This window comes from Thermomonas flagellata (assembly GCF_022419185.1).
In the GTDB taxonomy this organism is placed as follows: Bacteria; Pseudomonadota; Gammaproteobacteria; order Xanthomonadales; family Xanthomonadaceae; genus Thermomonas; species Thermomonas flagellata.
Genome location: NZ_JAJOZK010000001.1, coordinates 327223 through 354189, shown reverse-complemented (window position 1 = coordinate 354189; position 26967 = coordinate 327223). Strand labels below are relative to the sequence as shown.

Annotated in this window: 24 protein-coding genes; 18 read left to right on the top strand and 6 right to left on the bottom strand. The window is 74.2% G+C overall.

Annotation, left to right across the window (positions count from 1 at the left end; genetic code table 11):
* Nucleotides 1–51: 51 nt before the first annotated feature.
* Both groL and groES read right to left on the bottom strand, forming a co-directional pair.
* Nucleotides 52–1683 (bottom strand): chaperonin GroEL, encoded by a 1632-nt coding sequence (groL, locus tag ML340_RS01680; protein ID WP_240096016.1) that lies wholly within the window; start codon nt 1681–1683, stop codon nt 52–54.
* Between the two features lie 50 nt (nt 1684–1733).
* Nucleotides 1734–2024 carry a co-chaperone GroES gene (gene groES, locus ML340_RS01675; RefSeq protein ID WP_240096014.1) on the bottom strand — a complete coding sequence of 97 codons (291 nt, stop codon included), beginning with the start codon at nt 2022–2024 and terminating at the stop codon, nt 1734–1736.
* 212 nt (nt 2025–2236) lie between these two features.
* Here groES and cutA point away from each other — a divergent pair, with 212 nt between their 5' ends.
* The 14 genes from cutA to purD all read left to right on the top strand — a co-directional run bounded on the left by cutA (nt 2237) and on the right by purD (nt 16374).
* Nucleotides 2237–2602: a divalent-cation tolerance protein CutA gene (cutA, locus tag ML340_RS01670; RefSeq protein ID WP_240096012.1), complete on the top strand. Its 366-nt coding sequence runs from the start codon at nt 2237–2239 to the stop codon at nt 2600–2602.
* Nucleotides 2599–4953 carry a protein-disulfide reductase DsbD family protein gene (locus ML340_RS01665; RefSeq protein ID WP_240096010.1) on the top strand — a complete coding sequence of 785 codons (2355 nt, stop codon included), beginning with the start codon at nt 2599–2601 and terminating at the stop codon, nt 4951–4953. Before cutA ends, ML340_RS01665 begins: the two co-directional genes overlap by 4 nt.
* Nucleotides 4954–4956: 3 nt before the next feature.
* On the top strand, nt 4957–5586 hold the full coding sequence (locus ML340_RS01660) for a TlpA family protein disulfide reductase (protein WP_240096008.1): 630 nt from the start codon (nt 4957–4959) through the stop codon (nt 5584–5586).
* 122 nt (nt 5587–5708) lie between these two features.
* Nucleotides 5709–6149: a type II 3-dehydroquinate dehydratase gene (gene aroQ, locus ML340_RS01655; protein WP_240096006.1), complete on the top strand. Its 441-nt coding sequence runs from the start codon at nt 5709–5711 to the stop codon at nt 6147–6149.
* A 16-nt stretch (nt 6150–6165) separates the two neighbouring features.
* Nucleotides 6166–6660 (top strand): acetyl-CoA carboxylase biotin carboxyl carrier protein, encoded by a 495-nt coding sequence (gene accB / locus ML340_RS01650; protein WP_240096004.1) that lies wholly within the window; start codon nt 6166–6168, stop codon nt 6658–6660.
* Nucleotides 6661–6733: 73 nt separating this feature from the next.
* Nucleotides 6734–8101: an acetyl-CoA carboxylase biotin carboxylase subunit gene (accC, locus tag ML340_RS01645; protein WP_240096002.1), complete on the top strand. Its 1368-nt coding sequence runs from the start codon at nt 6734–6736 to the stop codon at nt 8099–8101.
* Between the two features lie 78 nt (nt 8102–8179).
* Nucleotides 8180–9502: a hypothetical protein gene (locus tag ML340_RS01640; RefSeq protein ID WP_240096000.1), complete on the top strand. Its 1323-nt coding sequence runs from the start codon at nt 8180–8182 to the stop codon at nt 9500–9502.
* 225 nt (nt 9503–9727) lie between these two features.
* The gene (prmA, locus tag ML340_RS01635; RefSeq protein ID WP_240095980.1) at nt 9728–10639 is read left to right on the top strand and encodes a 50S ribosomal protein L11 methyltransferase; all 912 of its coding nucleotides are present in this window, start codon (nt 9728–9730) and stop codon (nt 10637–10639) included.
* On the top strand, nt 10636–11148 hold the full coding sequence (locus tag ML340_RS01630; protein ID WP_240095978.1) for a DUF3426 domain-containing protein: 513 nt from the start codon (nt 10636–10638) through the stop codon (nt 11146–11148). The genes prmA and ML340_RS01630 overlap by 4 nt, the downstream gene beginning before the upstream one ends.
* A 126-nt stretch (nt 11149–11274) precedes the next feature.
* Entirely contained in the window at nt 11275–11535 is a 261-nt protein-coding gene (gene fis / locus ML340_RS01625) for a DNA-binding transcriptional regulator Fis (protein WP_240095976.1), read from the top strand.
* 64 nt (nt 11536–11599) lie between these two features.
* On the top strand, nt 11600–13207 hold the full coding sequence (gene purH, locus ML340_RS01620; RefSeq protein WP_240095974.1) for a bifunctional phosphoribosylaminoimidazolecarboxamide formyltransferase/IMP cyclohydrolase: 1608 nt from the start codon (nt 11600–11602) through the stop codon (nt 13205–13207).
* Between the two features lie 16 nt (nt 13208–13223).
* Nucleotides 13224–13991 carry a substrate-binding domain-containing protein gene (locus tag ML340_RS01615; protein WP_240095972.1) on the top strand — a complete coding sequence of 256 codons (768 nt, stop codon included), beginning with the start codon at nt 13224–13226 and terminating at the stop codon, nt 13989–13991.
* Between the two features lie 6 nt (nt 13992–13997).
* Nucleotides 13998–15089, top strand: a complete 1092-nt coding sequence (locus ML340_RS01610) for a calcium/sodium antiporter (protein WP_240095970.1) — start codon at nt 13998–14000, stop codon at nt 15087–15089.
* A gap of 4 nt (nt 15090–15093) precedes the next feature.
* Entirely contained in the window at nt 15094–16374 is a 1281-nt protein-coding gene (gene purD, locus ML340_RS01605; protein ID WP_240095967.1) for a phosphoribosylamine--glycine ligase, read from the top strand.
* An 18-nt stretch (nt 16375–16392) separates the two neighbouring features.
* Here the strand turns inward: purD and ML340_RS01600 are convergent, their stop codons facing one another.
* The 3 genes from ML340_RS01600 to ML340_RS01590 all read right to left on the bottom strand — a co-directional run bounded on the left by ML340_RS01600 (nt 16393) and on the right by ML340_RS01590 (nt 20656).
* Complete coding sequence (locus ML340_RS01600; protein WP_240095965.1) at nt 16393–18303, bottom strand: sensor domain-containing diguanylate cyclase; 1911 nt, start codon at nt 18301–18303, stop codon at nt 16393–16395.
* 330 nt (nt 18304–18633) lie between these two features.
* Nucleotides 18634–19512, bottom strand: coding sequence for a 4,5-DOPA-extradiol-dioxygenase (ygiD, locus tag ML340_RS01595; RefSeq protein WP_240095963.1), 879 nt, complete (start codon nt 19510–19512; stop codon nt 18634–18636).
* A gap of 16 nt (nt 19513–19528) precedes the next feature.
* On the bottom strand, nt 19529–20656 hold the full coding sequence (locus ML340_RS01590; protein ID WP_240095961.1) for an NADH:flavin oxidoreductase/NADH oxidase: 1128 nt from the start codon (nt 20654–20656) through the stop codon (nt 19529–19531).
* A 180-nt stretch (nt 20657–20836) separates the two neighbouring features.
* Here ML340_RS01590 and gstA point away from each other — a divergent pair, with 180 nt between their 5' ends.
* Nucleotides 20837–21448 carry a glutathione transferase GstA gene (gene gstA / locus ML340_RS01585; protein WP_240095959.1) on the top strand — a complete coding sequence of 204 codons (612 nt, stop codon included), beginning with the start codon at nt 20837–20839 and terminating at the stop codon, nt 21446–21448.
* A 34-nt stretch (nt 21449–21482) separates the two neighbouring features.
* Here gstA and ML340_RS01580 read toward each other — a convergent pair whose 3' ends face one another.
* Nucleotides 21483–22079: an arylesterase gene (locus tag ML340_RS01580; RefSeq protein WP_240095957.1), complete on the bottom strand. Its 597-nt coding sequence runs from the start codon at nt 22077–22079 to the stop codon at nt 21483–21485.
* Between ML340_RS01580 and ML340_RS01575 the strand changes: the two genes are divergently transcribed.
* The 3 genes from ML340_RS01575 (at nt 22078) to ML340_RS01565 (ending at nt 26793) form a co-directional block, all read left to right on the top strand.
* Nucleotides 22078–22827: an ABC transporter ATP-binding protein gene (locus ML340_RS01575; protein ID WP_425608249.1), complete on the top strand. Its 750-nt coding sequence runs from the start codon at nt 22078–22080 to the stop codon at nt 22825–22827. The two genes, ML340_RS01580 and ML340_RS01575, sit on opposite strands and share 2 nt — an antisense overlap.
* Complete coding sequence (locus ML340_RS01570) at nt 22824–25313, top strand: ABC transporter permease (protein WP_240095955.1); 2490 nt, start codon at nt 22824–22826, stop codon at nt 25311–25313. Before ML340_RS01575 ends, ML340_RS01570 begins: the two co-directional genes overlap by 4 nt.
* Before the next feature lie 70 nt (nt 25314–25383).
* Nucleotides 25384–26793, top strand: a complete 1410-nt coding sequence (locus ML340_RS01565; RefSeq protein ID WP_240095953.1) for a M28 family metallopeptidase — start codon at nt 25384–25386, stop codon at nt 26791–26793.
* The last annotated feature ends 174 nt before the right edge of the window (nt 26794–26967 follow it).

The window sequence follows — 26967 nt, the reverse complement described above, 5'->3', positions numbered from 1 at the left end:
GCCCGCCGAGGCGGGCCTTCCGGTACTGCGGTGTCGCAATGTGGGCGCGGATCAGAAGTCCATGTCGCCCATCCCGCCACCGTGTGCGGGGGTCTTCTCGTCCTTCTTCGGCAGCTCGGCCACCATCGCCTCGGTGGTGATCATCAGGCCGGCGATCGAGGCCGCGTTCTGCAGCGCGGTGCGGGTCACCTTGGTCGGGTCGAGGATGCCCATCTCCAGCATGTCGCCGAACTCGCCGGTGGCGGCGTTGTAGCCGAACGCACCGCTGCCCTCGGCGACGCGCGCCAGCACCACGCTCGGCTCCTCGCCGGCGTTGGCGACGATCTCGCGCAGCGGGGCCTCCATCGCGCGCAGGGCGATCTGGATGCCGTGGTTCTGGTCCTCGTTGGCGCCCTTCAGGCCCTTGATCGCGGCCTTGGCGCGGATCAGGGCGACGCCGCCGCCCGGCACGATGCCTTCCTCGACCGCGGCGCGGGTGGCGTGCAGGGCGTCCTCGACGCGCGCCTTCTTCTCCTTCATCTCGACCTCGGTGGCGGCACCGACCTTGATGACGGCCACGCCGCCGGCCAGCTTGGCCACGCGCTCCTGCAGCTTCTCGCGGTCGTAGTCGGAGGTGGTCTCCTCGATCTGCGCCTTGATCTGCTTGATGCGCGCCTCGATCGCCTTGGTGTCGCCGGCGCCGTCGATGATGGTGGTGTTCTCCTTGCTGACCTGCACCTTCTTGGCACGGCCGAGGTCCTTGATGGTGGCCTTCTCCAGCTGCAGGCCGACCTCCTCGGAGATCACGGTGCCGCCGGTCAGGATGGCCATGTCCTCCAGCATCGCCTTGCGGCGGTCGCCGAAGCCCGGGGCCTTGACCGCGCAAACCTTGACGATGCCGCGGATGGTGTTGACCACCAGGGTTGCCAGCGCCTCGCCTTCGACCTCCTCGGCCACGATCAGCAGCGGCTTGCCGGCCTTGGCCACGCCCTCGAGCACGGGCAGCAGCTCGCGCACGTTGGAGATCTTCTTGTCGTGCAGCAGGATGTAGGGATCCTCCAGCTCACACTGCATCGACTGCTGGTTGTTGATGAAGTACGGCGACAGGTAGCCGCGGTCGAACTGCATGCCCTCGACCACGTCCAGTTCGTTCTCCAGGCCCGAGCCGTCCTCGACGGTGATCACGCCTTCCTTGCCGACCTTGTCCATCGCCTGCGCGATCAGCTCGCCGATGTTGGCGTCGCTGTTGGCGGAGATGGTGCCGACCTGCGCGATCTCCTTGGAGGTGCTGGACGGCTTGCTGATCTTCTTGAGCTCCTCGACCGCCGCGCTCACGGCCTTGTCGATGCCGCGCTTGAGGTCCATCGGGTTCATGCCGGCGGCGACCGCCTTCATGCCCTCGCGGATGAACGCCTGCGCCAGCACGGTGGCGGTGGTGGTGCCGTCACCGGCGTTGTCGGAGGTCTTGGAGGCGACCTCCTTCACCATCTGCGCGCCCATGTTCTCGAACTTGTCGGCCAGCTCGATCTCCTTGGCGACGGAGACGCCGTCCTTGGTGATGGTCGGCGCGCCGAAGCTCTTCTCGAGCACGACGTTGCGGCCCTTCGGGCCGAGGGTGGCCTTGACGGCATTGGCGAGCACGTTGACGCCGCGCACCATGCGCACGCGGGCGTCTTCGCCGAAACGGATGTCCTTGGCAGCCATTGCGATTACCTCGAATTCAGTTCAGTTGGGGAATGGGGCGGAAGGCCGGCTCAGCCGAGGACGGCGAACAGGTCGTCTTCCTTCACCACCAGGTACTCGACGCCGTCCAGCTTGACCTCGGTACCGCTGTACTTGCCGAACAGCACCTTGTCGCCGACCTTGACCTGCGGCGCGCGCACCTGGCCGTTGTCCAGCACCTTGCCGGGGCCGACGGCGACGACTTCGCCCTTGATCGGCTTCTCGGTGGCGCTGTCCGGGATCACGATGCCGCCCGCGGACACCTTCTCTTCCTCCATGCGCTTGATGACCACGCGGTCGTGCAGCGGCTTGATGTTGGACATGGCAACCTCTTGCAAATGGTTGATGGGGTTGGAAAAACCCGGAAATCTTAGCAGTCGAGCAACCCGACTGCCAAATTCCCGGGAAAGCAAATCCCCGGAAGGGGACTGCCACAAGATGGGGTGGGCCGATGGGCTTTCAAGGGGCAGGCAGCGCCGCCGTCCGGGACGGCCGCGGCGGCCGGCAGGCTACCCGCCCGGGTATGCTGGCGGGCATGCCACAGCCCACCCCGCCCACGCCGGCCATTCCGCCGGCCCTGCTCTGCCTGTGCACCTGCCCGGACGCCGCCTGTGGCGAGCGCATCGCGCAGGCGCTGCTCGAGGAACGTCTGGCCGCCTGCGTCAGCCTGCTGCCGGGGCTGCAGTCGGTGTACCGCTGGCAGGGCGCGCTGGAACGCGCGTCCGAGGTGCTGCTGCTGATCAAGACCACGCCGGCGCGCTACCCGGCCCTCGAGACCCGGCTGCGCGCGCTGCATCCCTATGAACTCCCGGAACTGCTGGCGTTCGAATCCAGCACCGGCCTGCCGGCGTACCTGCGCTGGCTGGCCGCCGAGACCGGGCCGCAGGACCCTGCCGCATGATCCGATTCCCGCTTCGCCTGCGCCGCGCCCTGGCCGCGCTGGCGCTCACGCTTGGCCTGTCCGTCGGCCTGCCGCTGGCCACCGCGCCCGCGCGCGCCGCCGACGTCGCGCTGCCGCCGGTCGACCAGGTGTTCGTGCTGTCCGCACGCGCCACCGCCCCGGACCGGATCGAGGTGCAATGGACGATCGCCGATGGCTACTACCTGTACCGCCACCGCACCGCGGTCACGGCCGACCCCGGCTTCGGCCAGACCCGGCTGCTCCTGCCGGAGGGCGCCCGGCACCACGATGAATTCTTCGGCGACGTGCAGACCTACCGCCGCCGCCTGGTGGCGGTGCTGGAGGGCCACCCGGCGCCGGGCACGCGCAGCGCGACGCTGACCGTGAAGTACCAAGGCTGCGCGGATGCCGGCGTGTGCTATCCGCCGCAGACGCGCACCCTGCAGGTGGCGCTGCCGGCCGCCGGACCGGCCCCGTCGGCGGCGGCCGGCGAGGACGGCTTCGGGCTCGCGCCGCGCCGCGCCGGCGGGCTGTTCGCGGTGGCGGGTGGCGCGGCCGCGGAAGCGCTGCCGCTGCCGCCGGAGCAGGCCTTCGCCAGCGAGGTGATCGCGCGCGACGGCCACAGCCTGCTGCTGCGCCTGACCCCGGCCCCGGGCTATTACCTGTACCGCGACAAGCTGTCGGTGCGGCTCGAGGGTGCGCCCGGGTCCACCGTCGCGCTGCCGTCCGCGGGCCGGCTGCCGCTCGCGCGCGCCCACCGCGACGAGCATTTCGGCGAGGTGGCCGTGTATTTCGACCAGGTCGAGATCCCGCTGCCACTGGCACGCCGCAGCCCGGAAGCGGCCCAGGCGACCCTGGTGCTCGGCCTGCAGGGCTGCCAGGACGGCGGCATCTGCTACCCGCCGATGACCCGCCGGCTGGCGGTCGACCTGCCCGCCGCGCCGGCTGTGCCCGCCGCCGCCGAGGCCGTGCCTGCGCGGGTTGCGCCCGCCGCTGACGCGCCCCCGGCGGCGATCGCCGCGGTGCCGCCCTCCGACGCCATGCCCGCGGCGGCCGCGCCGGCCACCGCAGGCGAGGTGCGCACGCCGCCGCCTGCCGCGGTAGCCCCCGCCGCGGGCCGCGGTGGCCTGTGGCTGGCGCTGCTGCTGGCCCTGCTCGGCGGGGTGATCCTCAACCTGATGCCGTGCGTGCTGCCGGTGCTGACCCTGAAGGCCCTGGGGCTGGCGCAGAGCGGCGAAAGCCGCGCGCGCGCGCGCCGGCATGCCCTGGCCTACACCGCCGGGGTGCTGCTGAGCTTCGCGGCGCTCGGCGTGCTGGCGCTGGCCCTGCGCCGCGCCGGCATGGCCCTGGGCTGGGGCTTCCAGCTACAGCAGCCGCTGGTGGTGGCGGTGCTGGGGCTGGTGATCTTCGCGTTCGGGCTGAACCTGTCGGGCGTGTGGCAGTTCGGGCTGGCGGTCGGTGGCCGCGCCGGCGCGCTGACGCGGCGCGACGGACCGGCCGGCGACTTCTTCACCGGGGTGCTGGCGGTGGTGCTGGCCACGCCCTGCACCGCGCCGTTCATGGGCAGTGCGCTCGCCTACGCCTTCACCGGCCCGTGGCTGGGCGGGTTGCTGGTGTTCCTCGCGCTCGGGCTGGGGCTGGCGCTGCCGTTCCTGCTGGTCGGGTTCGTGCCGGCGCTGGCCGCGCGCCTGCCGCGGCCGGGGCCGTGGATGGAGCACTTCAGGCAGTTGCTGGCGTTCCCGCTGTATGCGACCGCGGCTTGGCTGCTGTATGTGCTGGCCGCGCTGCGCGGTGCGGAAGCGGTGTGGCACTTCGCGCTGGCCGCGATCGCGCTGGCGCTGGCGCTGTGGGCATGGAACCGCACCGCGGCCGGCGCCGCGCGCGGCTGGCGGCTGCTGGCGATCGTCGCCGCCCTGGCGCTGGCCTGGCCGCTGGCGAGCGTGCACCGGCTGCCGAAGCCGGCGGCGCGCAGCGCGGCCGTGCAGCCCGACGGACCGCCGCGGGTGGCCTGGTCGGAGCAGGCCTTGGCCGACCTGCGCCGCCAGGGCCGGGTGGTGTTCGTGAACATGACCGCGGACTGGTGCGTGAGCTGCAAGGCCAACGAGAAGGCGGTGTTCGCACGTGAAGACTTCGGCCGCTGGCTGGAGGCCGCCGATGCCGTGTACATGGTCGGCGACTACACCGACGTGGATCCGGCGATCACCGCCTACCTCGAGCGCCACGGCGCGGTCGGGGTGCCGCTGTACGTGGTGTACCCGCGCGGCGGCGGCGAGGGCCGGGTGCTGCCGGTGATCCTGACCCCGGAGCGGGTGCGCGCGGCGCTGGCCGCGGCCGCGCGCGGCGGGCGCTGAGCGATGGGCTCCGGGGCGAAGGTGGTGCTGGTCGCGCTGCTCGCGGCGCTGGCCGGGGCCGCCGCCAGCCTGTACTTCGAACCGCGGATCGCGCTGCGCCTGGCCGGCACCGAGACCGGGCAGCGGGTGCTGCAGGCGCTGTACCGGGTGCAGGCCCCGCCGGCGCCGGCCGGCACTCCGCGCGCGCAGGTCGGTGCCCCGGTGCCCGCGTTCCGGCTGGCCACCCTGGACGGCCGCGCGACCGCGCTGCCGGCGGCCTGGGCCGGGCGCACGGTGCTGGTCAACCTGTGGGCCACCTGGTGCCCGCCGTGCCTGAAGGAGCTGCCGGAACTGCAGGCCTATGCGCGCGCGCAGGGGCATGACGGCGTGCTGGTGGCGGGGATCGCGCTGGACGAGCCGGCCGCGGTGCGCGCCTTCGTGCAGGCGCATGCGATCGAGTACCCGCAGTGGGTGGATACCCCGGGACCGGCGGATGCCGGGGTGATCCTCGGCAATCCGGCCGGCATGTTGCCGTATTCGGTGCTGATCGGCCCGGACGGCCGCCTGCTGCGCACGCGCCTCGGACCGTTCCGCGACGGCGAAGACATCCGCGCCTGGGTGACCGCGGCGGCACCGCCGGGGACGCAACGGTGACCGCCGGATTTAGAGCCGCCGCTCCAACGCGCGTTTAAAGTTTTCGTAATCCGGGAAAAGTTCGGCGATCTGGACAGCATCCGGCATCTGGGCGACACTGCGCGGCCTTCCCGGAGGGCGCCATGGCGCGATTGCTGGTCCTGCACGGCCCCAACCTGAATCTGCTCGGCACCCGCGAGCCGGAGGTGTACGGCCGCACCACCCTGGCCGAGATCGACGCCGATCTGGCCGCCCGCGCGGCCGCCGCCGGGCACGTGCTGGAGAGCCTGCAGGCCAATGCCGAGCACGTGCTGGTCGAGCGCGTGCAGGCCGCGCGCCACGACGGCACCGCGTTCATCCTGATCAACCCGGCCGCCTTCACCCACACCTCGGTGGCGCTGCGCGACGCGCTGGCCGCGGTGGCAATCCCGTTCATCGAGATCCACCTGTCCAACCCGCACGCGCGCGAACCGTTCCGCCACCACAGCTACTTCAGCGACCGCGCGCTGGGGGTGGTGTGCGGGTTCGGCGCCGATTCCTACCGCTACGCCCTGGACGCCGCGCTGCAGCGGCTGCCGGGCTGACCCCGAGGAGCCCCGAATGGACCTGCGCAAGATCAAGAAGCTGATCGACCTGCTGGAAGAATCCAACCTGGCCGAGATCGAGATCCGCGAGGGCGAGGAATCGGTGCGCCTGGCGCGGGTCCCGGCCGGCGCGACCGTGGTCGCCGCGGCGCCGGCGGTAGCAGCGCCGGCCCCCGTCCCCGTACCGGCAGCAGCCCCGGCGCCGATGCCGATGCAGTCGCCGACCGAATCGGCCACCGGCGGCAGCCACAAGCCGCACGGCCACGACCTGCCGGACGGGCACGTGGTGCGCGCGCCGATGGTCGGCACCTTCTATGCCAGCCCGGCGCCGGACAAGCCCGCGTTCGTCAGCGTCGGCCAGCAGGTCAAGGCCGGCGACACCCTCGGCATCATCGAGGCGATGAAGATGTTCAACCCGATCGAGGCCGACGTGTCCGGCACCGTGCGCGCGGTGCTGTGCGAGAGCGGGCAGCCGGTCGAGTTCGACCAGCCGCTGTTCGTGATCGCCTGAGGCCGGCGCCGCGCGCGCCGGCGCCCGCCCGCCGCCCGGCGGGCCCGCTGCACAGGACCCCAAGGCAACGCCCATGCTCGAGAAAGTCGTCATCGCCAACCGCGGCGAGATCGCCCTGCGCATCCTGCGCGCCTGCCATGCGCTCGGCATCCGCACCGTGGCCGTGCATTCCACCGTGGACCGCAACCTCAAGCACGTGGCCATGGCCGACGAGTCGGTCTGCATCGGCCCGGCCGCGTCCAAGGACAGCTACCTCAACATGCCGGCGATCATCGCCGCGGCCGAGGTCACCGACGCCCAGGCCATCCACCCCGGCTACGGCTTCCTGTCGGAGAACGCCGACTTCGCCGAGCGGGTGGAGCAGTCCGGCTTCGTGTTCATCGGCCCGCGCGCGGAGACCATCCGCCTGATGGGCGACAAGGTCGAGGCGATCCGCGCGATGAAGGCCGCCGGGGTGCCGTGCGTGCCCGGCAGCGGCGGCCCGCTCGGCGACGACCCCGCGGTCAACGCGCGCATCGCGCACGAGATCGGCTACCCGGTGATCATCAAGGCCGCCGGCGGCGGCGGCGGGCGCGGGATGCGCGTGGTGCACGCGGAGGCCGCGCTGGCCAACGCGATCGCCACCACCAAGGCGGAGGCCAAGGCCGCGTTCGGCAACGACCAGGTGTACATGGAGAAATACCTGGAGAACCCGCGTCACGTGGAGATCCAGGTGCTCGCCGACGGCCAGGGCCATGCCATCCACCTCGGCGAGCGCGACTGCTCGATGCAGCGCCGCCACCAGAAGGTGGTCGAGGAGGCCCCCGCGCCGGGGATCACCCCGGAGCTGCGCGCGCAGATCGGCCAGGTGTGCGTGGAGGCCTGCCTGCGCATCGGCTACCGCGGCGCCGGCACCTTCGAGTTCCTGTACCAGGACGGGCGCTTCTACTTCATCGAGATGAACACCCGCATCCAGGTCGAGCATCCGGTCACCGAGATGGTCACCGGCATCGACCTGGTGCGCGAGCAACTGCGGATCGCCGCCGGGCTGCCGCTGTCGATCCGGCAGGAGGACGTGGTCCTGCGCGGGCACGCGATCGAGTGCCGGATCAACGCCGAGGACCCGGACAGCTTCCTGCCCTGCCCGGGGCTGGTGACCCATTTCCACGCCCCCGGCGGGCCCGGCGTGCGGGTGGATTCGCACGTGTACGAGGGCTACCGGGTGCCGCCGAACTACGACTCCATGATCGGCAAGCTGATCGTGCACGGCGCCGACCGCGAGCAGGCGATCGCGCGCATGCGGGTGGCGCTGTCGGAACTGGTGGTGGACGGGATCAAGACCAACGTCCCGCTGCAGCAGCGGATCCTGGCCGACGCCGGGTTCGCCGAGGGCGGGCGCAACATCCATTACCTGGAGAAGAAGCTGGCCGAGCGCCGCGAGGCCGCGATCGGCCTGTGCTGAGGCGCGCGCCGCGGGCGTGGCCGGTCGCCGCGGCGTTTTCCGCTTACCGGGGTGTCGCCACCACCGGAACCGGATGCCATGCGCCCCCGCTTCGCCCTGCCCGCGCTCGCCTGCGCCGCCCTCGCCCTGCCCGCCGCCAGCCAGCAGGCGGCCAAGCCGCCGCCGGTCAATCTCTACATCGACGCGGCCACCCAGAGCATGGCCGGGATGCCGGACATGGGCGGCATGCTCGGCGGGCTGGGCGGCTTCCTCGCGCGGCGCATGGGCGGCGCGGAGGCGACCACCCCGGTGTATCCGACCACCCGCGGCAGCGGCGGGCTGGGCGGGCAGTACCTCGACGTGGCCCTGCACAACCGCCTGCGCCCCGGGGTCGAGGCGCAGGACCAGATCCCGCCCGGCCTGCGCCTGGGCAAGGCGCTGGTGCTGCTGCCGATCACGCCCGGCAGCGCCACGCCGACGCCGGAGCGACCGGTGCCCGGGCAGGCCCAGGTGCCGGACATGGAGCTGACCATCCGCGAGTACTGGGGTTGCGGCCCCAACGTGCGCCCGGGGCAGCCGAAGGTGAGCACGATCAAGGTCAAGGGCGGCACCTTCGACCCGCGCCGCGGCCCCCAGGGCATGGGCATCGACGTGCAGGCCACCGGCAGCGTGTCCAAGGGCCTGTACGTGCCGGACCGCGACATCGACGTCCAACCGGGCTATGTCTACTGGCCCAACCCCAAGACCGGCAAGCCGGTGCCGGCCGGCGCCAGCCTGGCCGGCGAGCACCGCATCACCGGCGAGGGCATCCCGGCCTCGATGCAGTTCCAGGTCGAGGCGGCCTCGGACTTCATGCCCAAGCTGGCGCTGCGCAGCCAGGGCGAGCCGAGCGAGTCGATCGCGCTGAGCTGGCCGGGCCTGGCCCAGGCCCAGGCCTATTTCATCTCCGGCATGCACATGCAGATGCAGGGCGAGAACCGCTACACCCTCACCGTGTGGAGCAGCGCCGAGGTGCCGGGCGCCGGCAGCGAGCTGCACACCTACCTCGGCCCCGGCCAGCTCGACAAATGGCTCAAGCAGAAGGTTCTGCTGCCGGCCGCCACGACCAGCTGCGCGATCCCGCGCGGGATCTTCGCCGGCGGCTCGCAGGTGCAGGGACGCGAAGCCGGCATGCCCGGCATGCTGACCATGACCGCCTACGGCCCGGAGCGCTGGATCACCTACCCGCCCAAACCGGCCGACCCGCGCCAGCCGTGGAACCCGGAATGGAGCGTGCGCCTGCGCACCCGCTCCAGCACCATGGCCATGGTCGGGATGGATTTCGGCGGCATGGGCATGCCCGAGGACGACGGCGAGGCCCCCTCCCCGCAGCAGAAGAAGCCGTCGATGAAGGGCCTGCTCAAGGGCATCCTCGGCGGCTGAGCGGACAGCCGCGCGCACGTGCGCGGCGCCCGCGGGCACCCTCGCGAGTCCGTCTTGTCTTGCGCGCGCCGTGTGTGCACGGTTCGCGCTGCGCCCGTCGAACCACCGGCGGGGTTCTCCCGCATGTAGGCGTCGATGCGGCCGCCCGTTCGCGGTGCGCCCGTCGAACCACGGACGGCGCGGGCGGAACCTGCGAGAATGGCGCGCTTCCGCGCCGGTACGCCCATGCCCCATCTGCAGCTCACCCTGCCCTGCACCCGCGCCAGCCAACCGCGCTATGAACGCGCGCTGGAGGATCTGGGTGCACTGGCCGTGACCCTGCAGGACGCGCACCTGGACGCCCCCGACGAGCAGGCGATCTTCGAGCCGGGGGTCGGCGAAGCGCCGCTGTGGGAGGCGATCACCCTCTCCGCGCTGTTCCCGGAGGAGACCGACGCGCTCGCCCTGCTGGCCGCGCTGGAGGCGTTCGACCCCGCGCTGGACTGGTCGCAGGCAGGCTTCGCACGGATCGCCGACCAGCCGTGGGAGCGCGCATGGCTGGACAGCTTCCGCCCGATGCGCTTCGGCACCCGGCTGTGGGTCGTCCCCAGCGACCAGGCCGTGCCGGACGCAGCCGGGCCCGAGGCGGCGATCGTGCGCCTCGATCCCGGCCTGGCCTTCGGCTCCGGCACCCACCCGACCACCGCGCTGTGCCTGCGCTGGCTGGATGCGCTGGCGCAAGCCGGCGAACTGCAGGGCAGGACCCTGCTCGATTTCGGCTGCGGCAGCGGCATCCTCGCCGTGGCCGCGTGCAAGCTCGGGGCCGCCGGCGCCGATGCGATCGACAACGATCCGCAGGCGCTGACCGCCACCGCGGACAACGCCGCGCGCAACGGCCTTGCGATCGCGACGTTCCTGCCGGAGCAGGCCCCGCGCGCGGCCTATCCGGTGGTGGTCGCCAACATCCTCGCCAGTGCGCTGGACGCGCTCGCCGAGACCCTCGCCGCGCGCACCGCGCCGGGCGGCCGGCTGGCGATGTCCGGCATCCTCGCCGGGCAGGAGGACGCGTTGCTGGCGCGCTACGCACCGTGGTTCACCGATCTGCGGATCGAGCGCGCGGACGACTGGCTGCGCATCGACGGCCGCCGCCGCGCATGAGCAGCGCGCCCGCCCCCGAGTTCCTGCGCCCGTCCGCCCGCCCGCGCCCGGCGCGCTGGGAATGGCTGACGCTGGGCGCGCTGGCCCTGCTGCTCGCCGCGCAGCTGCTGCTGGCGCGCTGGGACGCGCTGGCGGCCGATCCGCGCTGGCGGCCGCTGCTCGAACGCGCCTGCGCGGCGCTGCCGTGCCGGCTGCCGGCGTGGCGGGAACCGGCGGCGATCCGCCTGCTCAGCCGCGACGTGATCGCGCTGCCGGACCGTCCCGGCGTGCTGCGGGTGCAGGCCAGCGTGCGCAACGACGCGCGCTGGGCGCAGCCGTGGCCGACGCTGCGGCTGGCGCTGACCGATGCCGACGGCCGCGTGCTCGGCGCACGCCGCTTCGCGCCGGCGGAGTATCTCGGCAGTTCGCGTGCGCCCGGCCTGCTCGCGCCCGGGCAGAGCGCGGAGCTGGCGTTCGACGTGCGCGAACCCGGCCCCGGCGTGGTCGGCTTCGACTTCCGTTTCGAGTGAGTGAACGAGGCGCCGCCACGCGCCGCATGAATGCGCGCGGCCTGACATCCGCCCGCCCGCCGCGCTAGACTGCCCGCCCCGCAGCGCCGCCCACCCCGCGCCGCGGCCGAGCCACGAGGGGCCGCCTTGAACGCCACCGCCGACCGTCCGGATGCCGCGCGCACGCCGCTGCGCGAGCACGTCGCCCAGTCCGTGCGGCGCTACCTGCGCGACCTCGACGGCACCCCGGCCGAGGACCTGTACGTGATAGCCCTGCGCGAGCTGGAGATCCCGCTGTTCGCGGAGGTGCTGCACCACTGCGAGGGCAACCTGAGCCGCGCCGCGGCGATGCTGGGCATCCACCGCGCCACCCTGCGCAAGAAGCTGCGCGACTACGGCCTGGCCTGACCTCCGCGCCGCCGCCTTCGGCGCCGGCCCGTATAATCCGCGCACCCCACCGCTGCCTCCGCGCATGCCTGCCGACTCCTTCCCCGGCGCGCCGGTCACGCTCCGCCGCGCCCTGCTGTCGGTCTCCGACAAGACCGGCCTGGTCGACCTGGCGCGCGCGCTGGCCGCGCATGGGGTCGAACTGGTCTCCACCGGCGGCACCGCGCGCGCCCTGCGCGACGCCGGCCTGGCGGTGCGCGACGTGGCCGACCTCACCGGCTTCCCCGAGATGATGGACGGCCGGGTCAAGACCCTGCACCCGGTGGTGCACGGCGGCCTGCTCGGCCGCGCCGGCGTGGACGAGGCAGTGATGGCCGAACACGGCATCGGCGCGATCGACCTGCTGGTGCTCAACCTGTATCCGTTCGAGGCCACCACCGCGCGCGCGGACTGCACCCTGGCGGAGGCAGTGGAGAACATCGACATCGGCGGCCCGGCGATGTTGCGCAGCGCAGCGAAGAACTTCGCCCGCGTCGCGGTGGCCACCGACCCGGCGCAATACGCGGGTCTGATCGCCGAACTCGACGCCAGCGGCGGCAGTCTGTCGGCGCAGACCCGCTTCGCGCTGGCGGTGGCCGCGTTCAACCGCGTCGCCCAGTACGACGCCGCGATCAGCCACTACCTCTCGGCGATCACCGACGCCTCCGCCGAGGTGCCGGTGCGCGCGGCGTTCCCCGCGCAGGCCAACGGGACGTTCGTGAAGGTCATGGACCTGCGCTACGGCGAGAACCCGCACCAGCAGGCCGCGTTCTACCGCGACCTGCATCCGGCGCCGGGCTCGCTGGCGACCTTCGAGCAGGTGCAGGGCAAGGCGCTGAGCTACAACAACCTCGCCGACAGCGACGCCGCGTGGGAGTGCGTGCGCCAGTTCGACCTGCCGGCCTGCGTGATCGTCAAGCACGCCAATCCCTGCGGCGTGGCCGTGGGCAGCGGCTGCCTGGACGCCTACGAGCAGGCCTATGCCACCGACCCCACCAGCGCGTTCGGCGGCATCCTCGCCTTCAACACGCCGCTGGACGGCGCCGCCTGCAAGGCGATCCTGGAGCGCCAGTTCGTCGAGGTGCTGATCGCGCCCGACTACGACGCCGAGGCGCTGGCCTACGCGAAGAAGAAAGCCAACGTGCGCATGCTGCGGATCGCGCTGCCGGCCGATGCGCCGGCCGCGACGGCGCTCGACGGCAAGCGCGTCGGCGGCGGGCTGCTATTGCAGACCGCCGATGCCGGCAGGGTCGGCCGCGACGCTCTGCGCGTGGTCACCCGGCGCGCGCCGACCGAGGCGCAGTTCGCCGACCTGCTGTTCGCGTGGAAGGTCGCCAAGTTCGTCAAGTCCAACGCCATCGTGTATGCCAAGGACCAGCGCACGATTGGGGTCGGCGCCGGGCAGATGAGCCGGGTGTATTCGGCGCGGATCGCCGCGATCAAGGCCGCCGACGCCGGGCTCGCGGTGGCCGGCGCGGTGATGGCCAGCGATGCGTTCTTCCCGTTCCGCGACGGCATCGACGCCGCCGCCGAAGCGGGCATCACCGCGGTGATCCAGCCGGGCGGCTCGCTGCGCGACGCCGAGGTGATCGCCGCGGCGGACGAGCACGGGATCGCGATGGTGTTCACCGGGATCCGCCACTTCCGCCACTGACCACGGGAGCTTTGCCATGCGCCGCCTGAGCCTGCTGCTGTGCCTGCTGCTGAGCGCGCTGCCGGCCTGGGCCGGCGAGGTCCTGCACGTGTACGGCCCGGGCGGGCCGGCCCCGGCGATGAAGCAGGCCGCCGCCGAATACGGCGCCGCGCACGGCATTCGCGTGGAGGTCACCGCCGGCCCCACGCCGCAGTGGTCGGTCCAGGCGATGCAGGACGCCGACCTGATCTACAGCGGCGCGGAGAACATGATGACCGGCTTCGCCGCCGCGCTGCCCGGCCTGTTCGACCTCAAGGAGGCGATCCCGCTGTACCTGCGGCCCTCCGCCATCCTGGTGCGTCCCGGCAACCCCAAGCGCATCCGCGGCCTGCGCGACCTGCTCAAGCCCGGCGTGCGCGTGCTGACCGTGGCCGGTGCCGGCCAGACCGGGCTGTGGGAGGACATGGCCGGGCGCACCGGCGACATCCGCCTCGTGCGCGCGCTGCGCGCCAACATCGCCTTCCCCGAGGCCGCCAACAGCGCCGAGGCCAAGCAGCGCTGGCAGGACGACCCGAGCCTGGATGCGTGGATCATCTGGAACATCTGGCAGGTCGCCAACCCGGGCCTGGCCGAGGCGGTGGCGGTGGCGGTGGAACCGGAGTTCCGCATCTGGCGCGACTGCGGGGTGGTGGTGACCACGCGCGGCAAGGCCAACCCGCATGCCGCGGGGTTCCTCGCCTTCCTGCAGTCGCCGCGCGGCCAGGCCATCTTCGCCGCGCACGGCTGGCGCACCGGCGCGCGCTGAGCCGGCATGCTGGCGCTGCTCTTCCTCGCCGGCCTCGCCCTGCTGCTGCTGGGCGCGGAGGCGCTGGTGCGGGGTGCGTCGCGGCTGGCGCTGGCGCTCGGACTGACGCCGCTAGTGGTGGGCCTGACCGTGGTCGCGATCGGCACCAGCGCCCCGGAACTGGCGATCAGCGTCGGCGGCGCGCTCGCCGGCACCCCGGACATCGCGCTCGGCAACGTGCTCGGCAGCAACATCGCCAACGTCCTGCTGGTGCTCGGCTTCGTCGCGCTGGTCACCCCGCTGGTGGTGCAGCGCCAGCTGGTGCGGCTGGACGTGCCGATCATGATCGGCGCCTCGCTGCTGACCCTGCTGCTGGCCTGGGACGGGCGCATCGCGCGCGCCGAGGGCGCGCTGCTGCTGGCCGGCGCCGCGGCCTACATCGGGTTCCTGCTGTGGCTGGCACGCCGCCGGCCGGAGGCGGCACCGGAGGCCGGGGAGCTCGACCTCGCGGTGTCCGGCGCCCCACCGCGGCGGCTGCGCCAGGTCGCGCTGATCGCGCTCGGGCTGGCGCTGCTGGTGATCGGCGCGCGCCTGCTGGTGCGCGCGGCGGTGGAGCTGGCCAGCGCGCTGGGGCTGAGCGAGCTGGTGATCGGGCTGACCGTGGTCGCGGTCGGCACCTCGCTGCCGGAGATCGCCACCTCGGTGGTCGCCGGCCTGCGCGGCAGGCGCGACCTGGCGGTCGGCAACATCGTCGGCAGCAACATCTTCAACCTGCTCTTGGTGCTGGGGGCGACCGCGCTGGCCAGCCCGCGCGGGATCGCGGTCAGCCCGGCGGCGCAGCGCTTCGACCTGCCGGCGATGGTCGCGGTGGCGATCGCCTGCCTGCCGATCTTCTTCACCGGGCACCGCATCGCGCGCTGGGAAGGCGCGCTGTTCCTCGCCTACTACGTGGCCTACGTCGCCTACCTGCTGTTGCAGGCGGGGCAGCACGCAGCGCTGGCCGATTACCGGCTGGTGATGCTGTACGGCGTGATCCCGCTGACCGCCGTCACCCTGCTGGTGCTGGCGCTGGATGCCTGGCGCGCGCAGCGCGCCGCCCCTGCCCCTCGGGAGCCTTGAACCCATGAAACTGCTGGTGATCGGATCCGGTGGCCGCGAGCACGCGCTGGCGTGGGCGCTGGCGCAGTCGCCGCGCGTGAGCGAGGTGATCGTCGCGCCGGGCAACGCCGGCACCGCGACCGAGCCCAAGTGCCGCAACGCGGCCATCAAGGCCACCGATCTGGACGGCCTGCTGCAGCTGGCGCAGCGCGAGGGCGTGGCGCTGACCGTGGTCGGCCCCGAGCAGCCGCTGGTGGCGGGCGTGGTGGACCGCTTCCGCGCCGCCGGCCTGCGCATCTTCGGGCCCACCGCCGCGGCCGCCCGGCTGGAAGGCAGCAAGGCCTTCGCCAAGGACTTCCTGGTCCGCCACGGCATTCCCACCGCGTTCTACGCCGTGCACCACGACGTCGAGGCCGCGCTCGCCTACGTGCGGGCGAAAGGGGCGCCGATCGTGGTCAAGGCCGACGGCCTGGCCGCCGGCAAGGGCGTGATCGTGGCGATGACGCTGGCCGAGGCCGAAGCCGCGGTGCGCGACATGCTCGGCGGCAATGCCTTCGGCGATGCCGGCGCGCGGGTGGTGATCGAGGAGTTCCTCGCCGGCGAGGAGGCCAGCTTCATCTGCATGGTGGACGGCCGCCACGCGCTGCCGATGGCGACCAGCCAGGACCACAAGCGGGTGGGCGATGGCGACACCGGCCCCAACACCGGCGGCATGGGCGCGTACTCGCCCGCGCCGGTGGTCACGCCCGCGGTGCACGCCCGCGTCCTGCGCGAGGTGGTCGAACCCACCGTGCGCGGGATGGCCGCCGAGGGCATGCCGTTCACCGGCTTCCTGTACGCCGGGCTGATGATCGACCCCAGCGGCGCGCCGAAGGTGATCGAATTCAACGTGCGCTTCGGCGATCCGGAAACGCAGCCGGTGCTGCTGCGCCTGCGCTCGCCCCTGGTGGATCTGGTCGAAGCCGCGATCGACGGCGCGCTCGACACGGCCGAGGCGCAGTGGGACCCGCGCCCGGCGCTGGGCGTGGTGATGGCCTCCCGCCCGTACCCGGACGCCCCCGTCACCGGCGAGGCGATTGCCGGGCTCGACGCGGTGCCCGCAGGCGTGAAGGTGTTCCACGCCGGCACCGCGCTGGATGCCGCGGGGCACGTGGTGACGGCGGGCGGACGCGTGCTGTGCGTCACCGCGCTCGGCCACGACCTCGCCGCGGCCCGCGACGCCGCCTATGCGGGCGTCGCCGCGGTGACCTGGCCCAGCGAATTCCACCGCCGCGACATCGGCTGGCGCGCGCTGGCGCGCCGCTGATCCGCGGCGCGACCGGCCTCAGCCCGCGCCGGGCGGGAGGTCCGCGCGAACCGGCGCGCCCGCCGCCGCGGCATCGCCCGCACCCGCCGCCGCGGGCGGAGCCATGCGCGCCGCGCGCGGATCGGTCAGCCGGCGCATCCGCCAGGTGCCGCCGCCGGTGTCCTTGGCCTCGTACAGCGCCGCGTCCGCGGCCGCCTGCAGGTCGGCCGCGCTGACCGGCATCTCGGCGCAGGCGATGCCGATGCTGGCCCCGACCCGCACCGCGCTGCCGCCCAGCGCCACCGGCGTGCGCGCCAGGGCGAGCAGCTTGCCGGCCAGCGACAGCACCCCGGCCGGGATCTCCGCATCTTCCACCAGGATCGCGAACTCGTCCCCGCCCAGCCGCGCCACCAGGTCGGTCTCGCGCACCTGCGCCTGCAGGCGCGCGGCGAACTCGACCAGCACGTGGTCGCCGGCGGCATGGCCGTGGGTGTCGTTGACCGGCTTGAAGTCGTCCAGGTCGAGGAAGAACAGCGCCAGCGGGCGGCCATAGCGGCGCAGGCGCGACAGCGCCAGCCCCAGCCGCTCCTCGAACTGGCGGCGGTTGGCCAGCCCGGTCAGCGGATCCTCGCGTGCCTGCTGCTCCAGCTCGCGCAGGCTCGCCGCCAGCGCCTGCTCGGTGGCGACCCGCTGCGAGATGTCGCGGCCGGTGCAGATCAGCTCCGCCTCGTGCCCGTCGAACGCCGGGATCGGCCGCACCACCCCCTCGATCCACACGTACTGGCCGTTGCGGTGGCGCAGGCGGTAGCGCCCGATCTGCGCCTGGCCGCTGGCGAGCGCCCGCTCCAGGGTCTGCAGCTGCGCCTCGCGGTCGTCCGGATGCAGCTGGTCCTGGCAGGGGCCGAGCATCTGCTCCGGCTCCCAGCCGAGCACGTCGCGCGCGGCCGGCGAGACGTACACCCGGGTGCCGTCCGGGCGCATCCGCACGATCAGGTCGTGCGAGTAGTCGGCCAGCAGGCGGTAGCGCTGCTCGCTCTCGCGCAGGCGCTGCACCAGCCGCCGGCGCTCGGCCATCACCAGCACCGCGGGGATGGTCAGCACGCAGGCGCCGGCGATGTACAGCTGCAGCAGCGCGATCCGGCCGGCGCGGCCAAGGCCGTCGTCGAGGGTCAGCGGGCCCTGCCCGAGCGTGGTCGCCAGCCCGCCGACCAGGCCGAGCACCAGCACCCCGGCCGCGACCCCGGCGAAACCGAAGCGCAGCGCCAGCCACAGCAGCGGCGGATAGGCCAGGTACAGCACCGGGTATTCGATGCTGAACACCACCAGGGTGACCGCCGCGACGATGAGGGTCATGCCCAGGAACGGACCGGTGCGCAGCTTCGGCATCGCCATCGCGCGGCGGTCGTACAGCACCACCAGGGTCGCGGTGGCGAACACCACCATGCCGAGCACATGCGCGGCGAACCAGGTCACGTAGCCGACCACGAACTCGGTGCCGCCGCTGGCGGCATTGGCGGCGGCCGCCAGCAGCGCCGACAGCAGGCAGGCGACCAGGGTGGCGACGGTCGCCACGGCGCCCAGCTGCGTCCAGCGTTCGGGATTGCCGACGTCGGGCGCATAGCGGCGCACCAGTTGCACCACCAGCACGATCTCCAGCAGGTCGGCCAGGGTCAGCGCCGCGGCCAGCAGCGGCAGCCCCATCAGCGCCAGGCGCGCGGCCAGGTCGACCAGCATCGGCGCCAGCAGCGCACGCAGCCAGCCCAGGTACGGGCGCGCCAGCAGCCAGCCGGCGAGCACGCCGTTGCCCAGCCAGAGGGCCGACAGTTCCCCGGGACCGCGGGTGAAGGCCAGCGCGGCGCCGTTGAGCAGGCCGACGAGCACGGCCATGGCGAGGGATTCCCGCCAGACCGGGGCGATGGGCGCGCGCGTGGTGTCCGGGAGCGTGGTCAAGTGGCTGATCATTTCCCGCCCGTGGCAGCGGCGCAAGGGGCGCTGCGACCGAGCGTGACTGCGCGCACGCCGGCACCCCGGCAAGGGCGCCCCCAGGGCGCATTCCGACCGCAGCCTGCTGCGCCGCAGCGTACGGCGCCGATCCGGGGCAGGCTCCGCCATGGCGCTCTCCCTGCCGGCAGCCGCGGCCCGGCTGGCCAAGATCGGCGCCGCGCGGATGGGCCGTGGCCCGGGCGCGTCCGATTCCATCGGCGGATGGCCTCGCGCAGACCACCGCACCGGCGCGCGCGATCCGCACCGGCCCTGCCGCTACACGGCCACAACGCCTGCTCAGGCATTCGTGTCCTCCGGCGCCACCCCGCGCGGCAAGGCCGCCGCCCCGGGCGCGCTGCCGGCGGCGACCGGCGCACAGTCGGCGTCCAGGGTGAACGCGGCCATCGACAGCGCCCCATAGGCGAACCCGTCCACCAGCCCCTCGCTCGCCCGCCCCGCGGCGGCGGACAGACCGGCCAGGTACAGCAGCGGCAGGAAATGCTCGTCGGTCGGCACCGCCTTGCGGTAGTCCGGATGCGCGGCCAGCGCGGGCAGGTCGTGCGGGCGCTCGGCCAGCACTGCGCGCGCATCGGCATCGAAGCGGCGGGCCCAGTCGAAACCGCCCTCCGGCTGCGCCCAGTCCAGCGCGCGCAGGTTGTGCACCAGATTGCCGCTGCCCAGCACCAGCACCCCGCGCTGGCGCAGCGGGGCCAGCTTCGCGCCCAGGGCGAGGTGCCAGTCCAGCGGCTTGCGCGCGTCCAGCGACAGCTGCACCACCGGGATGTCGGCATCGGGAAAGGCGTGCACCAGCACCGACCAGGTGCCGTGGTCGAGGCCCCAGCCGTCGCGGTCGGCGCCGACCACGAAGTCCGGCGCCACCACGTCGGCCACTTCCTCCGCCAGCTGCGGCAGCCCCGGCGCCGGGTACTGCACCTCGTACAGCGCCGGCGGGAAGCCGTAGAAGTCGTGGATGGTGCGCGGGCGCGGCATCGCGGTCACCGCCAGCGCATCCACGTGCCAGTGCGCGGACACCGCCAGGATCGCGCGCGGGCGCGGCACCGCCGCGCCGAAGGCACGCCACGCCGCGCTGTAGCGGTTTTCCTTCAGCGCATTCATGGGGCTGCCGTGGCCGAGGAAGGCGGCGGGCATCACGCGGGCGGCGGGCAGCGGGGCCATGGCGCAACCTCCAGGCTCAGGCGGGTGTCGCCGCGTCCGCGGCCGGCGGCGGGCGCAGCACGCCGGGCGCGTGCGGCGCGGCGCGCAGGTAGGACGGCGGGCAGTCCGCCTGCGCGCCCAGTGCGGCGGCGGCATGCCAGGGCCAGCGCGGATTCCACAGCAGGCCGCGCGCGAGCGCCACCGCATCGGCCTGGCCGCTGGACACGATGGTCTCGGCTTGCACGGGCTCGGTGATCAGCCCGACCGCGACCACCGGCATCGCCACCTCGCGCCGCAGCGCGGCCGCGAACGGCACCTGGTACCCCGGCCCCAGCGGGATGCGCTGGCGCGGGTCCAGCCCGCCGCCGGACACGTGCAGGTAGTCGCAGCCGCGGTCGTCGAGCGCACGCGCCAGCACCGCGCTCTGCGCCAGATCCCAGCCGCCCTCGACCCAGTCGCTGGCGGAGATCCGCACCCCGAGCGCGACCTGCGCCGGGATCGCCGCACGCACCGCCTCGAACACCGCCAGCGGCAGGCGCAGGCGGTGCTCGAGCGGTCCGCCCCAGGCGTCCGTGCGCTGGTTGCTCAGCGGCGACAGGAACTGGTGCAGCAGGTAGCCGTGCGCCATGTGCAGCTCGATCAGGTCGAAGCCGAGCGCGACCGCGCGCCGCGCGGCGGCGGCGAAGTCCGCCACCACCCGCGCGATCCCGGCCTCATCCAGCGCCTGCGGCAGCGGATGCCCCTCGGCGTACGGCAGCGCGGAGGCCGACACCACCGGCCACGCGCGCGCATCCTCGGCCGGCAGCGGCGCGCCGCCGGCGTCCCACGGCTGGCGGCAGGCGCCCTTGCGGCCCGCGTGCGCCAGCTGGATCCCGAACGGCACGTCCGCATGCCGGCGCGCCACCGCCAGCGCGTGCGCGATCGCCGCCTGGGTGCGCTCGTCCCATAGCCCGAGGTCGGCCCACGAGATCCGCCCCTGCGGCGACACCGCGGTCGCCTCCACGATCACCAGCCCCGCGCCGGACAGCGCCAGCGTGCCCCAGTGCACCGCGTGCCAGTCGCCGGCCTCGCCGTCGCGGCTCATGTATTGGCACATCGGCGCGACCACGATCCGGTTGCGCAGGGTGAGCGGGCCGAGCGGCAGCGGTTCGAACAGGCGGGGCATGGCGGCTCCGGGCGGCAAGCGAGCGTGGATTGCAGCGCGCGGCAGGTATAGCCGGCGTGCACGCGGGCCGCGATCGCGGGCGCGCAATGCAGCGTTGCAGCCGCGGCCGCGCACGCTCACGGCGGGCGAACGCGCGCGCGCCGAGGATCGCCGCACCCTCTCCGCCCGGAGTCCACGCCCATGAAGCTCTACTACATGCCCGGCGCCTGCTCGCTGTCGCCGCACATCGTCGCCCGCGAAGCCGGCCTCGACCTCGAGCTGGACCGGCTCGACCACGCGAGCATGCGCACCGCCTCCGGCGAGGACTACCGCGCGCTCAACCCCAAGGGCTACGTGCCGGCGCTGCGGCTGGACGACGGCGACCTGCTGACCGAGGGCCCGGTGATCGTGCAGTACCTGGCCGACCAGGCGCCCGCGGCCGGGCTGATCCCGGCGGCCGGCACCCGCGCGCGCTACCACGTGCAGGAAATGCTCTCCTACATCACTTCCGAACTGCACAAGACCTACAGCCCGCTGTTCAACCCCGCCAGCCCGCCGGAACTGCGCGCGGAGCGGATCGCCTACCTGCAGCGCCGCTATGCGCCGCTGGAGGAGCGCCTGGCCGCGCAGCCCTACCTGCACGGCGCGCAGTTCCAGGTCTCCGATGCCTACCTGTTCGTGGTCACCCACTGGGCGCGCGCGCTCCGGCTGGAGCTGTTGTCCGCGCTGCCGGCGCTGCAGGCGTTCCAGCAGCGGGTGGCGCAGCGCCCGGCGGTGCAGGCGGCGATGCGCGCCGAGGGCCTGATCAAGTGAACCCGGCGCCCGCCGGGCCGCGCCGGTGAGCGCCTCAGCGCCGGCGTGGCGGCGGCAGCGCGTCGAGCGCGCGCAGCACCTCCTCCGCCAGCAGCGGCTGCGCCGCGGCGGTCGGATGCAGGTTGTCGTCCTGGAACCAGCGCCGCTCGGTGCCGAGCGGCGCCAGGAAATGCGGCACCACCCCGGTGCCCAGTCGCTGCCCGATCAGCACGTAGCTGCGCTGGAACTCGCGCGCGTAGGCGCCGAAGTTGGGCGGCAGCTGCAGCCCGAGCAGCAGCACCCGCGCGCCCGCCGCCTGCGCGCGGCCGATCATCCAGCCGAGGTTGGCGCCCAGCTGCGCCAGCGGCAGCCCGCGCAGGCCGTCGTTGGCGCCCAGCTCGATCACCACGATGTCCGGGCGCGCGCGCGCCAGCTCGGCGTCGATCCGCTGGCGGCCGCCGGCGGAGGTCTCGCCGGACACGCTGGCATTGACGAAGCGGTAGCGCGGCGAACGCGCGTCCGCCAGCGCCACCCAGCCCTGCTCCGGGCGCAGGCCGTGCGCCGCCGACAGCGAATCGCCCAGCACCAGCACCACCTGCTCGCGCGCCTGCACCGGCGCCGCCAGCGGGATTGCCAGTAGCATCGCCAGCATGGACACCCACCACGCGCCCGCGCGCCGCACCGCCATCACCGCCTCGCCTGCCTCCGACCGGGGCGCACACGCTAGCACGGACGCCCCCGGCAGCCTGCGCATGCAGGCGGTGGCCAAGCAGGTGCCGCTGGCGGACGGCCCACTCGCCATCCTTGAGGACATCACCCTCGCGATCGCGCCCGGCGAGCGGGTGGCGATCGTCGGCGAATCCGGCTCCGGCAAGACCACCCTGCTGTCGCTGCTGGCCGGGCTGGACCTGCCCAGCCGCGGCGAGGTCTGGCTGGACGGGGTGGCGATCCACGCCACCGACGAGGACACCCGCGCCGCCCTGCGCGCGCGCGCGGTCGGCTTCGTGTTCCAGAACTTCCAGCTGATGCCGATGCTCAGCGCGCTGGACAACGTCGCCCTGCCGCTGGAGCTGCGCGGCGAGGACGGCGCCGAGGCGGCGCGCGCGCTGCTGGCGCAGGTGGGCCTCGGCGCGCGCCTGCGCCACCTGCCGCGGCAGCTGTCCGGCGGCGAGCAGCAGCGGGTGGCGATCGCGCGCGCGTTCGTGACCCGGCCGCGGATCCTGTTCGCGGACGAGCCGACCGGCAACCTCGACCGCCGCACCGGGCAGGCGGTGGAGGACCTGCTGTTCGCGCTGGACGCCGAGCGCCGCACCACCCTGGTGCTGGTCACCCACGACGAGCGCCTGGCCGCGCGCTGCGACCGCGTGCTGCGGCTGGACGCGGGGCGGCTGGTCGCATGAGCCCGCAGCGCCTGCTGCGGATGGTCGCGCACCAGGCCGCCAGCGGCTGGCGCAGCGGCGAGTTCGGCATCCTGCTGGCGGCGGTGTTCGTGGCGGTGCTGGCGCTGTCCGGGGTCGGCAGCCTGACCCAGCGCACCGCCGACGCGCTCGCCCAGCAGAGCCGGCGCCTGGTCGGCGGCGATGCCGCGTTCCGCAGCGATGCCGGCCGGCTCGGCCCGGCGCTGGCGGACGCCGCGCGCCTCGGCCTGCGCCGCTACCGCAGCGTGGAGCTGGTGAGCATGCTCGGCAGCCCGGGCGGGACCCCGCAGCTCGGCAGCCTGAAGGCGCTCGGCGCGGACGCGCCGCTGCTCGGGCCGTACCGGGTGCGCACCGCGGCCGGCGCGCAGCGGCTGGCGCGGCCGGCGCCGGGCACCCTGTGGCTCACCGCGGCCGGGGCGGAGCGCCTAGGCGTGGCGCTCGGGCAGCCGGTGCTGGTCGGCGGCCGCCCGCTGCGCCTGGCCGGACTGGTGGAGGAAGAGCCCGACCGCCCGATCGAGGGCGTGGAGCTGGGCCCGCGCGCGATCCTGCCGCTGGCCGAGGTCGAGGCCGCCGGGCTGCTGGCGGCGGGCGCGCGCGCACAGTGGCGGGTCGCGGTGGCCGGCGCGCCGGCCGCGGTCGCCGCCTGGGTGCGCGCGCGCGAGGCGCAGCGCCGCCCGGGCGAGAGCGTGCAGACCGGCGACGACCTCAGCCCGCAGCTGCGCGGTGCGCTGGAGCGCGCGCAGCGGTTCCTGGCGGTGTCGCTGGTGCTGACCGCGGCGCTGGCCGCGGTCGCGATCGGCATGGCCGCGCGCCAGCACGCCGAGCGCCAGCGCGACGTGGCCGCCATCCTGCGCGCGCTGGGCGCGCGCCAGCGCCTGATCGCCGCGCTGTACGCCGGCCAGCTGCTGCTGCTCGGGCTGCTGGCGATCGCGCTGGCGGTGCTGGCGGCCTGGGCCCTGCAGCAGGCGGCCGGGGCCTGGGTGGCGCGCGCGCTCGGCACCGCGCTGCCGCCGGTGCGCGCGTGGCCGCTGCTGCAGGGCGGGCTGGTCGGGCTGTGGATCCTGGCCACCTTCGCCCTGCCGCCGCTGTTGGCGCTGCGCCACGTCAGCGCGCTGGCGGTGCTGCGCCAGGACCTGCGCACCCCCTCGCCGCCGGCGCTGCTGCTGTTCGCGCTCGCCCTGGGCGGGCTGTTGGCGCTGTTCTGGCAGGCCGCCGGCAGCGCGCAGGCGGCGGCGGTCCTGCTCGGCGGGCTGCTGGCCACCGCCGCGGTGCTGGCCGCGGCCGGCGGTGTGCTGACCGCGCTGCTGGCGCGCGCCGGCCTCGGCTTGCGCGGGATCGGCCGCTACGCCCTGCGCAACCTCGCGCGCCGGCGCCGGCTGACGCTGGCGCAGGTGGTGGCGCTCGGGCTCAGCCTGATGGCGCTGCTGCTGTTGCTGCTGGTGCGCACCGACGTGTGGAACCAGTGGCAGGCGCTGGTGCGCGCGGACGCGCCCAACCGCTTCGTGATCAACGTGCAGCCCGACCAGCGCACGACGTTCGACGCGGTGCTGGCGCGTCTGGGCCTGCGTCCGGCTGGGTTCGCCCCGGTGATCGTGGCCCGCTACGTCGGCCCCAGCGCCGCCGAGCGCGGCCGCCCGCCGCCGCAGGGGCGCGGCGCGCGCCTGCTCGACCGCGAGTTCAACCTGTCCAGCGCGGCCACGCTGCCGGCCGGCAATCAGGTGGTGGCCGGGCGCTTCTGGGCGGGGTCGCAGGGGCGCGGCGAGTTCTCGGTCGAACGCGGCTTCGCCGAGGCGCTGGGCTGGAAGCTCGGCGACCGCCTCGCCTTCGAGGTCGCCGGGCGCCGCCTGGAGGGCCGCATCACCAGCCTGCGCCAGGTGCGCTGGGAGAGCTTCACCCCGAATTTCTTCGTGCTCGCCTCGCCCGACCTCGCTGCCGGGCTGCCGGCGACCTACATCACCGCGGTGCGCGTGCCCGCCGGCGACACCGCGCTGGCGCGCGCGCTGCAGCGGGAGATCCCGAACGCGAACGTGATCGACATCGACGCGGTCACCGCCGAGATCCGCCGCATCGGCGACCAGGCCGCGCAGGTGGTGCAGGTGGTGTTCTGGTTCGCGTTCGCCGCCGGCGTGCTGGTGTTCGTGGCCGCGGTCGCCGCCAGCCGCCGCGAGCGCCTGCTGGAGCTGGGCGTGCTGCGCACCCTCGGCGCCAGCAGCGCGCAGCTGCGCGCCGCGCAGTGGATCGAGTTCGGCGCGATCGGGCTGGTCGCCGGCGCGATCGCCGCGCTGGCCGCGGCCGCGACCGGCGACGCCTTCGCCCAGCGCGTGCTCGACCTGCCGCCGACCTGGAGCCTGCGCACCCTCGCCGTCGGCGCGCTGGCCGGGATGCTGGCGGCGATGCTGGCCGGCTGGCTCAGCCTGCGCGGCGCGGCCGCGGCCAGCGTGCGCCGGGTGCTGCAGGCGGCGGCCTGAACCAATGGCAGGGGCCGGCCGCCGCCGGCGCTGGCAGGCTGCCGGCAACGCCCGCTTCCCTGCCACCGCCATGCGCCGCCTGCTGTCGCCCGTGCTGTGCCTGCTCGCCACCTTCCCCGTCGCCGCGTCCGCCTCGGCGCAGGAGCCGCCTCCGGCGCCCCCGGCCCCGACCGAGGTGGCGCGCCTGCTGACGATCGGCCAGGCCCCGCAGCCTGCGCGGATCGCGCGCGACGTGCGCACCCTGGCCGGGTTCGGCACCCGCCACACCCTGTCCGAGACCGCCTCGCCGACCCGCGGGATCGGCGCCGCGCGGCGCTGGGTGCAGGCCGAGTTCGAGCGCATCGCCGCCGCCTGCGGCGGCTGCCTGGAGGTGCGCACGGTGGCCGAGGTGGTGACCGACCCGCCGCGCATCCCGCGCCCGACCGAGGTGGTGAACGTGATCGCGATCCAGCGCGGCAGCGCCGACCCGCAGCGGGTGGTGATGATGAGCGGCGACCTCGACTCGCGCGTGAGCGACGTGATGGACGCCACCTCCGACGCCCCCGGCGCCAACGACAACGCCAGCGGCGTGGCCGGCACCCTGGAGGCCGCGCGCGTGCTCAGCCAGTACCGCTTCCCCGCGACCATCGTGTATGCCGTGCTCTCCGGCGAGGAGCAGAACCTCAACGGCGGGCGCATCCTCGCCCGCTACGCGCAGGCGCAGGGCTGGCGGGTGGAGGCGGTGCTCAACAACGACATGATCGGCAATGTCGCCGGCATCGACGGCGTGCTGGACAACGGCACCGCGCGGGTGTTCTCCGAGGGCACCCGCGCCACCGAGACCGAGGCCGAGGCGCGCCAGCGCCGCGCCACCGGCGGCGAACTCGACGCGCCCAGCCGCAACCTCGCCCGCTACATCGCGCGCATGGCCGCCTACGTGCCGCAGCTGCAGGTGCGCATGGTGTACCGCCAGGACCGCTTCGGGCGCGGCGGCCACCACCGCCCGTTCAACGAGGCCGGGATGCCCGCGGTGCGGGTGATGGAGGCGCACGAGCACTACGACCGCCAGCACCAGGACGTGCGCAGCGAAGCCGGCGCGGACGGCCGCGTGCGCCGCTACGGCGACACCGTGGACGGCGTCGATCCGGCCTACGCGGCCAAGCTGACTGCGCTGGACGCGGTCACCCTCGCCGGGCTGGCCGGCGCCCCGCCGCCGCCGGCGCAGGTGCGCATCGAAGGCGCGGTCAGCCCCGACACCACCCTGCGCTGGACCCGCCCGCCGGCCGCGCAGGCCCCGGAGTTGGCCGGCTACCGGGTGTACTGGCGCGACACCACCGACCCGCAGTGGACCCACAACCGCTGGGTCGGCGACGTGGACCACGCCACCCTGCGCGGGGTGGTGATCGACGACTTCTTCTTCGGCGTGGCCGCGGTGGCGCGCGACGGCAGCGAGAGCCCGGTGGTGTTCCCCGGCCCGGCCGGCAGCTTCGGCGGCTACTGAAGCGCGGCGCTCAGTCCGCGGCGACCGGATAGCGCTTGCGCAGCGCGTGGAGGATGCGGTCGCGCTGCACGCCCGTCCAATCGCATCGCCGAAGGAATCCGGAAAACCTTTTGAATTCATGTACATTGGGGACTTCTACCAATTTCCTACCGATTCCTATATGTTTCGGTAGGA